This is a genomic window from Arthrobacter sp. Y3221159, assembly GCF_059089885.1.
Genome location: NZ_JBNHFC010000006.1, coordinates 121,231 through 135,324 on the forward strand (window position 1 = coordinate 121,231; position 14,094 = coordinate 135,324).

Here is a 14,094-nt window from a genome sequence, read left to right on the forward strand (position 1 = left end):
TGGGAGTTGAGTGCAGATGGCATCTCGCGGTCATTCACTGGAGGCGGAAGCGGCGGCCACCGGCGACCCGAGGGTCACCGACGTCATCCGTGACGCGATCATCCGGGGAGAGTACGCACCCAATCAGCGGCTTATCGAAGCCGACCTCAGCGTGGAGCTCTCGGCGAGCCGTGCCACGGTACGCACCGCACTGCTCGAACTCGCAGGTGAAGGCCTGGTGGAGCGGCTGCCGAACCGCGGGTCCCGGGTCCGGGCGATCTCCGTGGACGAGGCCATCGAGATCCTGGAGGTACGGATCGGTGTTGAGGGCCTGTGTGCCGCGAAGACGGCTGCGCGCATATCCGACGAGGATGCAGCTGCCCTGGAGCGGCTCAGGGCCCGGATGATCGAGTCTGTCACCGAGGGTGATCTCGTCGAATACGCGCGCCTGCACCTTTACCTCGATGTACGGATCCGCGAACTCAGCCACCATGCCACTGCCGCCGAGGTGTTGGCCCGCCTGCACGCGCAGAGTGTCCGGCACCAGTTCAAGCTCTCGTCGCGGCCGCAGCGGGCGAAGGTCTCGGTGTTGGAGCACGCCGCCATCATCGACGCCGTAGTCAGCCGGGACCCAGACGCGGCCGAGCACGCTGTGCGAAGCCACCTGCTCAGCGTCATCGATGCCCTCCGCGAAGTGTCATCCGCCCAGTCCGAACCAGCACCGGTCACCTGACGTGCAACCCTGGCTGCCGTGCGCGGCAAGCCGGCAGGCTCACTTGGCAGTGGCGCCGGCGGTGCGCCAGCCGCCGTGGTATTCCGTACGCGCCGTCACGGCGTAGGGCGCGGGGCTCACGACGGCGCGCACGCTGATCTGCTCGTGCCGCTCCACTGTGGTCTTGCGTGACCCCCCGTCAGGTTCGCCCCAAACCACGTGGACCTCGGTCCCGATGTCCACGTTGGCGTCAACCGTTGCCAGCGACAGTCCCCGGCGTTCATTGGCTGTCACGCCGGTGAAGAGCGAGAGGCCAACTGCAGTCCCGTCGGCGTCCACCACGGAATCGTAGTTCGACGAACCGTAGTTGGCGTTCGGGAGGTCGAAGAACTGGTAGCCGGGGTTGTCACGGTCGAGGAAGGACGCCCAGATCCTGGCGAGGTCCTCGTCGTTCCAGGCCAGCGTGACCTTCTTCCGCTGCCTGGCCGGATCAATCTGCTCAAGGGCGTCCCGGCCGATGAAGTCATGGTCGAATTTCACGAAGGAGCCGTAGCCCAGTTCCCACGGCGTGAGGTAGTAGTCCTCGATGTTGTCCGAGACGAAGGAGCCCGCGAGCGCGTTGATGGCTTCGTAGCTGGTGGCCGGCAGCCATCCACGGTAGGCGCGCTCGGCGTCACTGCTGTAGACAGCAGGCAGCGGGGAAGGTATCCAGCCCGACTCGAGCGTGTTCGAGGAGTAGGCGCGCGACCCGCAGGGTTCGATTCCAAACTCGGCACCGGCCTCGAGTACGGCCTCACGGATCCTGGCATGCTGCTCATAGGGTCCCCAGATCTCCAGCCCCGGGGCTCCTGCCATACCGTGGCGCAGGGTGCGCACCCGCCCTCCGGCAATGTCCAGGTGCCCCATGTGGAAGAACCTCACCTGTTCGAGGGTCCCGCCGTTGAGCTTCTCGATGATCTGCCAGGCGTTGGGCCCCTGGATCTGGAAGCGGTAGTACTCCCGCTGTACGGCCTGCCCGTAGGGGCGTGACGGTGAGCGGTCATCGTACCTGCATTCGACGTCGTACCCGCCGGTCTCGGCGTGGAACTGGAGCCAGTTCGCAGCAGGTGCCCGCCCGACGTAGACGAATTCGTGCTCTGCCAGGTGGAACAGGATGCCGTCGCCGATCACGCCGCCGTTGGACGCCGTGGGCACGAACTGCTTGGCCGTGTCCACCGGGAAATTCGCGAAGCTGTTGATGCCCGTGTCCGAGAGCAGCCTGAGGGCGTCGGGGCCTTTCATGAAGAAGTTGACCATGTGGTGCGACTGGTCGTAGAGCACGGCGGTCTCGCGCCAGGCGCGCTGCTCCCGCCGCCAGTTGGTGAACTCCGCGGGGACCACAGGGTAGATGTAGGTGCCAAGTTGAGAGTTGCGCAAGAGTTCGACGGTGTTGCCTGCGGCATCGAGCACGTCCTGCAGGGACTTCCGGGCCATCGGGGTTCTCCTTCGTTTATTCCGGGTGAATGGCTACGCCGCTAGGCGGCGCGGTAACTTTCGCGTGCGTACTGCACGAACGGTGCCGGGGCCACCGTGGCCCGCAGGGCAACCTGCCGGTGCGGCTCCACCTGGACCTTGGCCGAGTTGGGCTGCTCACCCCACAGCACCGTGACCTCGGCACCGGTGACCGCCGCGCCGGAGTCCAGGCTGGCCAGCGAGACGAACGCCTGCTCATTGGCGATGTAGCCGCAGTCGAATGATTGCCCGATGTCGGCGCCGTCCTGGAGCACCCGGTCCACCTGGTACAGGGCATAGCGCGCCTTCGGCAGGTCGATGTACTTGGCCGGGAGGCCGGGCCGCAGGAGCGAGCCGATCGCCTCCTGGACATCGTCGGGGTTCCACACGAGTGTCACCTTGCGGCGGTGGGGCCTTTCGGACATGCCCTCGAGCGCGTCCCGTCCCACGAAGTCATGGTCAAACGCGATGGACCGCCCGTAGTCCAGGTCGTAGGGCGTCAGGTAGTAGTCCTCAATGTCCGCCGTGCCAAAGCTGCCGCCGAGTGAACCGGCTGCTGAGGCCGGCAGCCATTCCCGGTAGGCCCGCAGCCGGGGGTCCGAGAAGATCGCCGGCACCGGAGAGGGCACCCAGCCCGACTCGAGGTTGGCTGTTGAATAGCCTTTTGCCCCTACTTGGGTAAGTCCGAATTCTGCTCCCGCCTCAAGCAGCAGGTCCCGAACACGTGCACCCTCGGCCCACGGGCCGAAAAGTTCGTAGCCGGGCTGTCCGGCCATGCCATGCCGGATCCCGCGGACCTCCAGCCCGGCAATCGGGAAGCGTGCCATATGGAAAAACCCGATCTGCGGGACCGGGCCGCCGATGAGCTTTTCCACGATTGCGACGGCGGTGGGCCCCTGAAGTTCGTAGCGGAACAGGCGGGGGTCGCCGGCACGCACGATGGAGTTGCCGTCCCGTTCCACCTCCACATCCAGGTCTCCTGTTTCGGCGTTGTACTGCACCCAGTCGATCACCATCGGGTGTCCCACCAGGTTGAAGGAGTCCTGGTCCAGGTGGGCGAGTATCCCGTCGCCGATGAGTTGGCCCCGGTGGTTCACCGCGATGAACTGTTTTGCGCGGTCAACTGGAAACTTCGCGAAGGAGTTGACCGCAAGCCCCCGGAGCAGGCTTTCCGCTTCCGGCCCCTGCAGGAAGAGATCCGTCATGTGGTGCGACTGGTCAAGCAGGGCGCAGCTGGTGCGCCAGGAATGCTGCTCGGATCGCCAATTGCTGAACTCGGCAGTCACTGGGAAGACATGGGGGCGGGCCGGCGAGTTCCGCAGCAGCCCTACCGGCGAGCCCTCCCGGTCCACTGCTTCCTGCAAAGTCTCCGTCACTGCGAACTCCTTCGTCCGGCCCGCCGCGCACTCACGACATTTGCACGGGAGCTTGAGATCGAGATTGCTAACAAAATTGTATCGGATGCCTTGACCGGGGTGCCAGAGAGTGGTTGTCTGGCACTGTCCGCGGATACCGGGCTAGGTCAGGTTGCAGGAGCATTCCGGAAGGACTGAACTATGGGCGATCCGGGCAGTCTGCTCGTCGTCAGCGCACATGCGGGCGACTTCGTCTGGCGTGCCGGCGGCGCGATTGCCGCCGCCACCGCCCGCGGCGACCGCGCCGTCGTCGTCTGCCTCTCCTATGGCGAACGTGGCGAATCCGCCAGCCAATGGCTGGCAGGAAAGACGCTGGACGAGATCAAGGCGCTTCGGCGCGGGGAGGCTGAGGAGGCCGCCCGGGCCCTGGGCGCAGAAATCGAATTCCTCGACGCCGGCGACTACCCGCTTCTGCCGAGCCGCGAACTGCTGGATGAGCTCGTGCGGATCTATCGCCGGGTTCAGCCCACCGTTGTACTGACCCATCCCCTTGTGGACCCCTACAACGGCGACCATCCTGCAGCTGCCCGGCTGGCGATCGAAGCCAGAATCCTGGCCCAGGCTATTGGCTACGACGCTCCCGGCGAGGTGTTGGGGGCGCCGCCGGTGTTCTTCTTCGAGCCGCACCAGCCCGAGCAGTGCGACTTCAAGCCCGACGTCCTGCTTGATATCACCTCTGCCTTTCCCGCCAAGCAGCAGGCCATGAAGTGCCTCCCCGCCCAGCAGCACATGTGGGACTACTACACGGACCTCGCCGTTCGCCGCGGGGTACAGGTCAAACGGAATGCAGGACCAAACCTCGGACTGCCCGTAGACACCAGGGGCGAGGCCTACATGCGCTACTACCCCCAGGTCACGGAGGTTCTCGAATGAAGCCCGTGGTGGTCACCGGCGTGCAGCGGGCGGAGGCGTTCTCCATCGAGGGCCTGGCAGGGCACGGTGTCGCCACGGTGCACGAGGCGATGGGCCGCAGCGGACTGGTGGGTGCCTCGCTCAGGCCTCTCCAGGATGGAGTACGGATCGCCGGCTCAGCCGTTACCGTCCTGTGCTGGCCAGGGGATAACCTCATGATCCACGCCGCGGTGGAACAGTGCCGCGAGGGTGATGTGCTGGTAGTGACAACCACCTCGCCCTCCCTGGACGGTTCGTTCGGAGAGCTGTTCGCAACAGCACTGCAGCACCGGGGGGTGCGCGGGCTTGTCACGACGGGGGGCGTCCGCGATGTCCGCGAACTGCGCGCGATGGGCTTTCCCGTCTGGTCCGCCGCGATCAACGCGCAGGGTACGGTCAAGGCGACGGCGGGCTCGGTGAATGTGCCGATCCCCGTCGGCGGTGTGGTTATTCACCCGGGAGACGTGATCGTGGCCGACGACGACGGCGTGCTCTGCGTGCCGCGCCGCGACGCCCGGGCAACCCTCGAGGCCGCCGCCGCGAGGGTTGAGAAGGAGGCTCAGTCCCGTACGGCCTACCGTGCGGGTGAGCTGAGCCTGGACCGCAATAGGCTGCGCGCGGTGCTTGACAGACTAGGCGTACGATACGTGAGCGCGGCGGAGTACGGGTCGGGCCATGGCGCCCGTTGAAGGCATCCCCTGCCTCCTCATGCGCGGCGGCACCTCGAAGGGCGCCTACTTTCTCGCGTCGGACCTGCCTGCAGATCCTGACGAACGTGACGATCTGCTGCTTCGGATCATGGGCACCCCCGATCCGCTCCAAGTGGACGGGATCGGCGGTGCGCATCCCCTGACGAGTAAGGTTGCAGTCATCTCGGCATCTCCCGACGACGGCGCCGACGTTGACTATCTCTTCCTGCAGCTCGGCGTGGATACGGCGTTTGTGACCAGCCGCCAGAACTGCGGCAACATCCTGGCCGGCGTAGGACCGTTCGCCGTGGAGCGCGGCCTGGTGGCGCCCGGTGCCGACCGTAGCGAGGTGCGCATCCGGATGGTCAACACCGGAAGCATCGCCACGGCGTATTTCGCCACCCCCGGCGGCACCGTGGATTATGACGGCACCCTCGCGATCGACGGCGTGCCCGGAACGGCAGGGCCAATCAGGCTCAACTTCGAGGCCACCGCCGGCTCGTCGACAGGGGCGCTCTTTCCAACGGGCAAGGTACTGGACCGGGTCGCCGGCGTGGAAATGACCTGCGTCGACAACGGCATGCCCACCGTGCTGCTGCGCGCGGCTGATCTTGGCGTAGCGGGCAACGAACTGCCTGGCGACCTGGAAGCGGACGACGCGCTGGCGGCCCGCCTCGCGGAAATCAGGCTTGCCGCAGGCGAGGTGATGGGCATGGAAGACGTCAGCGGCGCAACCGTACCGAAGCTCGTACTGCTGTCCCCGCCGCAGGCAGGCGGCGCCATTGCCACGCGCAGCTTCCTGCCCGTGCGCGTACACACGTCAATCGGCGTCCTTGGGGCCCTCACTGTCGCAGCGGGAGTGCTGGCCGAAGGGTCTGTGGGGCATGGGTTTGCCGTGTTTCCCGCACCGGAGCGACCCTTCCGCGTCGAGCATCCCTCCGGCCATTTCGACGTGGACGTCGGCGTGGAGCCGTCCGCGGATGGCTACAGCGTCACCCACTCGGCAGCGCTCCGGACGGCTCGAAAGATCTTCGAGGGGCGCGTTTTCCCGCGCCCCCGCCTGTAACCCCAACCTTGAGGAGAGGACTGTTCCATGACCGGGTACACCTCGTTCGACGTCGCCCACTTGGGAAACGTGGAACTGCTCACTCCCACCTTCGACGAAAGCCTCTGGTTCTTCCGTGACCTGCTGGCCATGCGCGTCGTGGCAGAAGCCGGGGAAGCTGGGAAGAAGTCGGTGTACCTGCGCACGTGGGACGAATACCAGCTCTACACCATCAAGCTCTCCGCCTCGGCCGATGCCGGCGTCGGACGGACCACCTTCCGGACCACAAGCCAGGAGGCGCTTGAGCGCCGGGTGGCGGCCATCGAAGCCACCGGCCTCGGCATCGGCTGGGTGGACGGTGAAGTGGGGACGGGACCTGCCTACGCGTTCCGCGACCCGGACGGGCATGAGCTGGCAATCTACTACGAGACCGAGCGGTACACCGCCACGGACGACAAGCCCGCACTGAAGAACCAGGCCTCGGCCTTTCCCGGCCGGGGCGTGAACGCCAGGCGGCTGGACCATATCAACTTCCTCGCCAAGGACGTAGTGGCAAATGGCGAATTCGTGCTGAACGCACTGGGAGCACGTGAGAGCGAACGCATCAGGCTCGACGACGGGGGGTACGCCGCATGGTGGTTCCACTTCAACAACAAGTCCTACGACATCGTGTACTCGGACGACTGGCTGAAGCATGGCAACCGCCTGCACCACGTCGCTTTCGCCCCCGACACCCGCGAGGACATCCTGAAGGCGGCCGACATTTTCCTTGAGAACGGAATCCACATCGAGTCCGGCCCGCACAAGCATGCCATCAACCAGACCTTCTTCCTCTACGTCTGGGAGCCCGGCGGCAACCGCATCGAACTGGCCAACGCCGGCGCCCGCCTGCTGCTGGATCCTGACTCGCCGGTGGTGGAGTGGACGCAGGAGGAGCGCAAAAAGGGGCAAGCCTGGGGCATGAAAACGATCGAAACCTTCCACACCCACGGAACGCCCATTGTCCGCCAGTGACAAAATTAAAGAACCCGGCAACACAGCACAGAGAGGTGTGAAGTCATGACAAACACAGTAGACACGTCCGCGCCGGTGACCACCGGCCTGTACATCGGAGGCGCCGAACGCCAGGCTGCCTCGACCATGGAGATCGTGGACCCGGGAAAGCCGGGCATCATCGTCGGCCACGCGGCCGCGGCGGGCTCGGGTGACGTCGATGATGCGATTGCGGCAGCTAAGGCAGCTTTCCCCGGGTGGGCCGCCCTGAGCGCGCAGGAGCGCGCAGAGCAGATGGGGGCGGCGCTGGAGGGCATCGCCGATTTCCGCGACGAGGACGCCGCCATCCTGTCCCAGGAAAACGGCAAGATCCGCATGGAGGCCTGGGTGGACTCGCTGGTGTTCGAGATCCGGTGGAACCTCGCACTCGCCCTGGCCGAAGAGGTGGACGCCACCAAGCTTCTTCCACCGGCACCGGGAATCCCGGTGTCCACCACTGTGGAATACCAGCCGATCGGCGTAGTCACGGTCATCGTGCCCTTCAACTGGCCCATCGCGATCCTTGCGGCCTCACTGCCGCACGCGCTTCTCGCCGGCAACACGGCGATTGTGAAGCCCCCGCCCACGGCTCCGCTCGCCACAACCCGGGTGGTCCAGAGGATCGCGGAGAAACTGCCGCCGGGCGTTTTGAACGTCGTGACCGGCAAGGACGCGGAGATGGCCGCCCTCATCACCAGCCCGGACATCGCAAAGGTATGCTTCACCGGGAGCGTCTCCGGCGGCAAGCGGATCATGGAGATGGCCGCCAAGTCGCTGACGCGGGTGACGCTGGAACTCGGTGGAAACGACGCTGCCATCATCCTGCCCGACGCCGTCCTCGATGACGCGCACCTGGACCGTCTCTACGCGTCCATTTTCGACACCACGGGCCAGATCTGCATGGCCGCGAAGCGGATTTATGTGCACCGTTCCCGGCTGGAAGAGCTCGCCGAAGGGTTGTCCAGCCGGCTTGAGAATGCCGTGATCGGTTACGGACTCGATGAGGGGACCACCATGGGGCCGCTGCACTCGCCGGCGCAGAAGGCCTTCGTCAGCGAAATTATCGAGGAGGCGAAGGCTTCGGGTGCCGAGGTCAGGGAGTACGGCGTGATTCCGGCGGATCCGGACCTGCGGGGCGGAAACTTCCTCCGGCCCGCACTGGTGATCGATCCTGAACCCTCGCTGCGCGTGGTCACCCAGGAACAGTTCGGGCCCGTCATCCCGCTCATTCCGTTCGACACTGAGGATGAGGCGGTGCAGGCGGCGAATGACACCTGGGCGGGCCTTTGCGGATCCGTGTGGACTGCCGACCCCGCAACGGCAAGCCGAGTGGGCGGAAAGCTGGTCTGCGGCTATGTCTGGGTCAATGACCACGGTGCCACCCGGCTCGACCTGCGGGCACCATTTGGAGGCATGAAGCAGTCCGGCATGGGCAGGGAACAGGGTATTGAGGGTGTCCGGGCGTTCCAGGACACCCGCGCCGTCGCGCGCCTCGACCCCGAGTCGCGGCGGGACAGCTGACAGGCCCGGACTACGCAAAGGTACCTATGGCTTTTACCTATCAGCGTAGGTAAAATTGCGAGTGCAGGGTGCACCGTTGCAGCTGCCGAAAGGATCCTCCGATGGCCACTCGAATCAGGCCCGGCGTCAACCGCGCAGCTTCCTTGGAACTCATCCGGGACTTCTCACTCGAGATGACCGGCAAGGACGTTCCCGCCCTCATCGAGGCAAGGGGGCAAATTCCGCCCGGCACCCGGATCAACGTGACCTCTTTGGCCAACGAAGACCTTGAGATGCGCGTGGCCGCGGCCAAGGCGGCCAGGGAACTCGGCTTCGTTCCCATCCCCCACATCTCGGCGCGAAGGTTGAGGTCGGAGCAGCACCTTAAGGAGTTCCTCGGCCGCTTGCAGGAGGTTGGCGCCACCGAGCGTATTTTTGCGGTCGGCGGTGATCCAGCCCGCCCGGAGGGGCCCTATCACGATTCGCTTGCGTTGATACGCAGCGGTGTCCTGGAGCAGTTCGGCGTCCGTGAAGTCGGACTCGGCGGGTACCCCGAGGGCCACCCGGATATTCCGAAGGAGATCCTGTGGCGGGCGCTCGAAGACAAGTACGCGGCACTCATGGAAGCGGGCCTCAACGCGGTCATCCTGACGCAGTTTGCCTTTGACACCGATCCAGTGGCTGACTGGATCGAGGCCGTACGCTCCAGGGGGATCTCCGCTCCGATCCGCGTAGGCACTCCCGGACCAGCCGGGATAAAACGCCTTCTGGGTTTTGCGAGGCGGTTCGGTGTGGGCGCCAATGCAATGATCGTGAAGAAGTACGGCTTTTCACTCACCAACCTCGTCGGCGTCGCCGGTCCAGACAACTTCGTCAACGACCTTGCCGCAGTTCTCGCCGATCGATCCGCGGTGAAGGGCGATGGGCTCCTTGGCCAAGTGGGGCTTCACTTCTACACTTTCGGCGGCCTCCTGGAGACAGCCGACTGGGTCCGCCGGTTCATAGGCGGGCAGGAGTGAGGAGGCACGAATGGCACTCCATACCCACGACCACAAGGACCAGGCCTGCCTGATTGTCCACGGCCCCGACCAGCCCGGCATAGTCTCAGCGGTGGCGGCCTTGGTCAGCCGGAACCAAGGGAACATTGTCTCCCTCGACCAGTACTCCAGCGATCCGGCCGGAGGCGACTTCTTCCAGCGGGTCGTCTTCAGCCGGCCAGACCTTGCCGTTGCACTGCCGGAAATCGAGGCGGACCTCGGCACGAGCCTGGCCGGTCTGAGGCTGGAGTGGACCCTTACCGACCGGTCCGTGCCCAAGAGAATGGCCATCCTGGTTTCCACCTCGGACCACTGCCTGCTCGAGCTGTTGTGGCGCCACCGCCGCGGTGAACTGCCCGTGACCATCCCCATGGTGATTTCCAACCACACCAACACCGCCGAGGATGTCCGGTCCTTCGGCGTTCCCTTCTTCCACGTGCCCTCGTCCGGTCCGGACAAGACGCACTCGGAGGAACAGATCCTGAAGCTGCTGGCGGGCAATGTGGATTTCGTCGTCCTCGCGCGCTACATGCAGATCCTGTCGCCGGGCTTCCTTGACGCGGTGGGGGTGCCGCTCATCAACATCCACCACTCATTCCTGCCCGCCTTCATAGGCGCGGCGCCCTACCGCAAGGCGAAGCAACGCGGCGTCAAGCTGATCGGGGCGACCTCACACTATGTGACCAAGGACCTTGACGAAGGCCCCATCATCGAGCAGGACGTAGCCCGGGTGACGCATGTCCACAGTGCCGCCGATCTCCAGGCCCGCGGCGCTTACGTTGAAAGGGCCGTGCTTTCCCGCGCTGTGGAGTGGCACGCCGAAGACCGTGTCATCCGGCACGGCAACCAGACCATCGTCTTTTGACCACACAACAAACCGATACAGAACGAGAGGTTCGTCATGGCACCCAGGAATTTGCAGGAAGTCCTTGATTCGTCCCGCGGCGCGGTGGACCTGCTCCGCAATTCCCAGATCGGCTCGTATATCTATCCGGTGGTCCCGGCCGACTTCCAGAACTGGATCAAGGAACAGACCGCCTGGCGCCAGACGGCTGTGCTGTACGACCAGTCCCACCACATGGACAACCTGTTCATGAAAGGACCGGACGCGATCAAGCTCATCTCCTCAACGGCCATCAACTCTACTGCCGTATTCCCCGTGAACAGGGCAAAGCAGTATGTGCCCACCACCGAATCGGGTCACGTTATCGGCGACGGCATCCTTTTCCGGGAGGCCGAAGACGAATATGTCTACGTAGGCCGTGCGCCGGCGGCCAACTGGCTGCTCTACCACGCTGACAAGGGCGGCTATCCAAACCTGGAAATTACCGTCGACCGCCGTTCACCGTCCCGTCCCTACGGCCAACAGGTCAACCGCCAGTACTACCGCTTCCAGATTCAAGGGCCCAATGCATGGCAGGTGATCGAAAAGCTGAACCGGGGGCCGGTGGAACAGCTAAAGTTCTTCAACATGTCAACAATGGCCATCGAGGGGACACGCGTCCGCACCCTGCGCCATGGCATGGCAGGCGCTCCGGGCCTTGAAATCTGGGGGCCCTATCCCGACCACGGACGCATCCGGGACGCCATCGTTGAGGCGGGCGCCGAGTTCGGCCTGGTGCCTGTCGGTTCGCGCGCCTACCCGTCCAACACCCTCGAGTCCGGCTGGATCCCCTCGCCGTTGCCCGCGATCTACAGCGGCGAAGCCGAGCGCGGCTACCGCGAGTGGCTCCCCGCGGATGGATACGAGGCGACGGGGACGCTCGCCGGATCGTTCGTGTCCGCGAACATAGAAGATTACTACCTCACTCCGTATGAGCTGGGCTACGGTTCATTCGTCAAGTTCGATCACGACTTCATTGGCCGCGATGCCCTTGAGCGGATCGACCCGGCCTCGCAGCGCAAGAAGGTCACCCTGGCTTGGGACGGAGAGGACGTGACCTCGATTTTCGCGTCGCTGTTCAAGGTGGAGGGACCGAGCTACAAGTTCTTTGACCTGCCGCTCGCAAACTACGGCTCGGCGAACTACGACTCCGTCATCGACGCGGACGGCACCGTCGTCGGATACTCCATGTTCACCGGGTACAGCGCGAACGAACGCCGGGCCCTCTCGCTCGCCACCATCAACCCCGACGTACCCGAAGGCACGGAACTGAGGGTTGTGTGGGGCGAGCCCGACGGCGGCACCGCAAAGGCCGCCGTCGAACCGCACGTGCAGACCGAGGTGCGCGCCGTCGTCAGTCCTGTGCCCTACTCCACCGTCGCCCGGGCAACCTACCAAGGCGGGTGGCGCACCAACTACAAATCCGCCTAGGCTGGTAGCCGGGTTTGTCAGGGGGCGCTTGCCCCCTGACCCCGCGTCCGGTCATCGAAGGAGTTACTCCATGAGCCTGCGGTACGCGCTGCTTGCGTTGCTTCGCGTGGGGCCGCTCTCAGGCTACGACCTGCAGAAGCAGTTCTCCTTGTCGGTGGGGCATGTCTGGCATGCTCCGGACTCGCAGATCTACCCAGAGTTGCGCAAGATGGAGGCCGAGCGCCTTATCGAAGGCGAAGAGCAGCCCAGGGGCCAGCGCGCCACCCGCCGGGTGTATCACGTGACGGACGCCGGGGACCGGGCCTTCCTCGACTGGATGCAGACACCGCTGGACTATGCCAGGGTCCGCGATCCCGCCCATCTAAGGGCTGCCTACCTTGAGTCGGTGGCTCCCGGGGTGGGACGGGAGTTCTTCCGGGCCCACATTGCACAGTGGGAAAGCGAGCTCGCCCAGTGGGAGCACGAACTCCTGCAGATCACTGAAGTTGCCAACCCGATGCTGATCCGCCGCCTTGCAGTAACCGAGCCAGCTGAACGCGAGCGCACCATCGCCTTCAAACGGTTTACCTATGAGGGACTTGTTGACCGGGCACGGGTCGAGATCGCCTGGGCGCAGAGGGGGCTCAGGCTTATCGACGAACTGGAAATGCTTTCCGATGCCAGGGCAGCCCACGTTTAGCGCCGCCATTCCCGGCGGAACTCCGGAGATGGCGGCGCTGCCGCAACGGTGAAGGCGGGTTTTTAGCCGAAGCTTTCCGCCGTGTCGTAACCCCTGCCGTTGTACTTCTGCACCAGGACCGAAGACACGGCCGGCTGTCCGTCGACCGTGGTGTCAACCGCCGTGCCCTCCAGCATCAGGGGCGCCTGCAGGCCCTTGATGTCGCGCAGCGCCGTCATGAAGCTGTCACGGGTCGGCTCACTCATATTCTTGAAAGCCCCTTCCAGTGTGGCTCCCACCATGTAACTCCACATGCAGTGCGGGAAGGCCGGCATGTCAGGGTAGTTGCCATACTCCTTGAGGTCGGCGAGAAACTTGACGACGTCTTCGTCCTCTGCAAATGCCGGGCTCTGCGGGGCCTTGGAGAACGACACCGAGTAGATGCCCGGATACGCATCCGCACCGCCGGGCTGGAGGATGGCGGTGGGACTCGACGTATTGGACGGAAGGAACCAGCTTGGCTTCCAGCCGATCTGCTGGGCCTTTTGCAGCGACGAGATCACCAGCGGGGTGATGGACATGGCGTTGAAGAAGACATCCGCTCCGGACGACGCCAGCTGGGTCAGCTGGGCGTCGACCGACGTATCGGTAGCCTCGTACGTCAGTTCTCCGACAACCGTGACGTTGTCCGCACCCTCGATGGCTTCCTTGAAGCCCTCTACGTAGCCTTTGCCGTAGTCATCGTTCTGCGACAGGATGGCGACCTTGTGCTCCCCCTGCGATTCCGCCAGCAACTCACCGAAGGCTGCTCCCTCGTTCTGGTAGATCGGAACGAAGCCGAGTTGCCATGGGCTCTCCTCCCGATCGCTGAACAGGGGGTCACCGGTCATCACGAGCACCTGGGGGACCTCTTGGCTGATGGCGGCATCACGGAAGGCGCGGTTGGTGGGGGTACCGAGGCCGGACGTGACGGCAAAGACGCCGTCGGACATCATCTGCTGGAAGTTCGACAACGACTTCTGCGGATCATATGCATCGTCGTAGGACTTGATCTCGACGGTGCGCGTCTTGCCGTCACCGAACTCCACGCCGCCTGCCGCGTTGACGGCGCCGAAGTAGGCTGCAAGGCCCGCGACGGTGCAGGTTCCAGGTCCTGCTGTAGGACCGCTGAGGGGAGTGGTGACGCCCAACGTAATGGACGTGTCCGTGATCCCGGGGCTGGCCCCGGAGCCGCCGCCCTGGCCACCGCCGTCACGGGCACAACCTGACAGGGAGAGCGCGATGATCGACGCCGTCGCGACGATACCGAGGACCCCGTCTGGCATTTTTCT

13 protein-coding genes are annotated in these 14,094 nt (G+C 64.8%); 10 read left to right on the forward strand and 3 right to left on the reverse strand.

Annotated elements, in window-relative coordinates; all coding sequences use genetic code 11:
• Positions 1–16: 16 nt before the first annotated feature.
• A complete protein-coding gene (locus AC5RT3_RS08220; RefSeq protein WP_494051937.1) occupies positions 17–712 on the forward strand; it encodes a GntR family transcriptional regulator in 696 nt (231 codons plus the stop codon).
• A 39-nt stretch (positions 713–751) separates the two neighbouring features.
• Here AC5RT3_RS08220 and ligM (AC5RT3_RS08225) read toward each other — a convergent pair whose 3' ends face one another.
• Positions 752–2,164, reverse strand: a complete 1,413-nt coding sequence (gene ligM, locus AC5RT3_RS08225) for a vanillate/3-O-methylgallate O-demethylase (protein ID WP_494123953.1) — start codon at positions 2,162–2,164, stop codon at positions 752–754.
• 41 nt (positions 2,165–2,205) lie between these two features.
• Positions 2,206–3,558: an aminomethyl transferase family protein gene (locus tag AC5RT3_RS08230; RefSeq protein ID WP_494123954.1), complete on the reverse strand. Its 1,353-nt coding sequence runs from the start codon at positions 3,556–3,558 to the stop codon at positions 2,206–2,208.
• 180 nt (positions 3,559–3,738) lie between these two features.
• On the opposite strand from AC5RT3_RS08230, the gene AC5RT3_RS08235 reads away from it, so the two are divergent.
• The 9 genes from AC5RT3_RS08235 (at position 3,739) to AC5RT3_RS08275 (ending at position 12,784) form a co-directional block, all read left to right on the forward strand.
• The gene (locus AC5RT3_RS08235) at positions 3,739–4,470 is read left to right on the forward strand and encodes a PIG-L deacetylase family protein (RefSeq protein ID WP_494011475.1); all 732 of its coding nucleotides are present in this window, start codon (positions 3,739–3,741) and stop codon (positions 4,468–4,470) included.
• Complete coding sequence (locus AC5RT3_RS08240; protein ID WP_494123955.1) at positions 4,467–5,177, forward strand: 4-carboxy-4-hydroxy-2-oxoadipate aldolase/oxaloacetate decarboxylase; 711 nt, start codon at positions 4,467–4,469, stop codon at positions 5,175–5,177. The genes AC5RT3_RS08235 and AC5RT3_RS08240 overlap by 4 nt, the downstream gene beginning before the upstream one ends.
• Positions 5,164–6,243, forward strand: coding sequence for a 4-oxalomesaconate tautomerase (locus tag AC5RT3_RS08245; RefSeq protein WP_494011473.1), 1,080 nt, complete (start codon positions 5,164–5,166; stop codon positions 6,241–6,243). Before AC5RT3_RS08240 ends, AC5RT3_RS08245 begins: the two co-directional genes overlap by 14 nt.
• Before the next feature lie 27 nt (positions 6,244–6,270).
• A complete protein-coding gene (locus AC5RT3_RS08250) occupies positions 6,271–7,236 on the forward strand; it encodes a VOC family protein (protein ID WP_494011472.1) in 966 nt (321 codons plus the stop codon).
• Positions 7,237–7,281: 45 nt separating this feature from the next.
• A complete protein-coding gene (locus AC5RT3_RS08255) occupies positions 7,282–8,775 on the forward strand; it encodes an aldehyde dehydrogenase family protein (RefSeq protein ID WP_494123956.1) in 1,494 nt (497 codons plus the stop codon).
• A gap of 101 nt (positions 8,776–8,876) precedes the next feature.
• The gene (locus AC5RT3_RS08260) at positions 8,877–9,773 is read left to right on the forward strand and encodes a methylenetetrahydrofolate reductase (RefSeq protein ID WP_494123957.1); all 897 of its coding nucleotides are present in this window, start codon (positions 8,877–8,879) and stop codon (positions 9,771–9,773) included.
• Between the two features lie 10 nt (positions 9,774–9,783).
• Complete coding sequence (gene purU / locus AC5RT3_RS08265; protein ID WP_494103729.1) at positions 9,784–10,656, forward strand: formyltetrahydrofolate deformylase; 873 nt, start codon at positions 9,784–9,786, stop codon at positions 10,654–10,656.
• A 36-nt stretch (positions 10,657–10,692) separates the two neighbouring features.
• On the forward strand, positions 10,693–12,105 hold the full coding sequence (ligM, locus tag AC5RT3_RS08270; protein WP_494011468.1) for a vanillate/3-O-methylgallate O-demethylase: 1,413 nt from the start codon (positions 10,693–10,695) through the stop codon (positions 12,103–12,105).
• Positions 12,106–12,175: 70 nt separating this feature from the next.
• Positions 12,176–12,784 (forward strand): PadR family transcriptional regulator, encoded by a 609-nt coding sequence (locus AC5RT3_RS08275; RefSeq protein ID WP_494011467.1) that lies wholly within the window; start codon positions 12,176–12,178, stop codon positions 12,782–12,784.
• A 62-nt stretch (positions 12,785–12,846) separates the two neighbouring features.
• Here AC5RT3_RS08275 and AC5RT3_RS08280 read toward each other — a convergent pair whose 3' ends face one another.
• Positions 12,847–14,088 (reverse strand): ABC transporter substrate-binding protein, encoded by a 1,242-nt coding sequence (locus tag AC5RT3_RS08280; RefSeq protein WP_494011466.1) that lies wholly within the window; start codon positions 14,086–14,088, stop codon positions 12,847–12,849.
• Positions 14,089–14,094 lie beyond the last annotated feature (6 nt).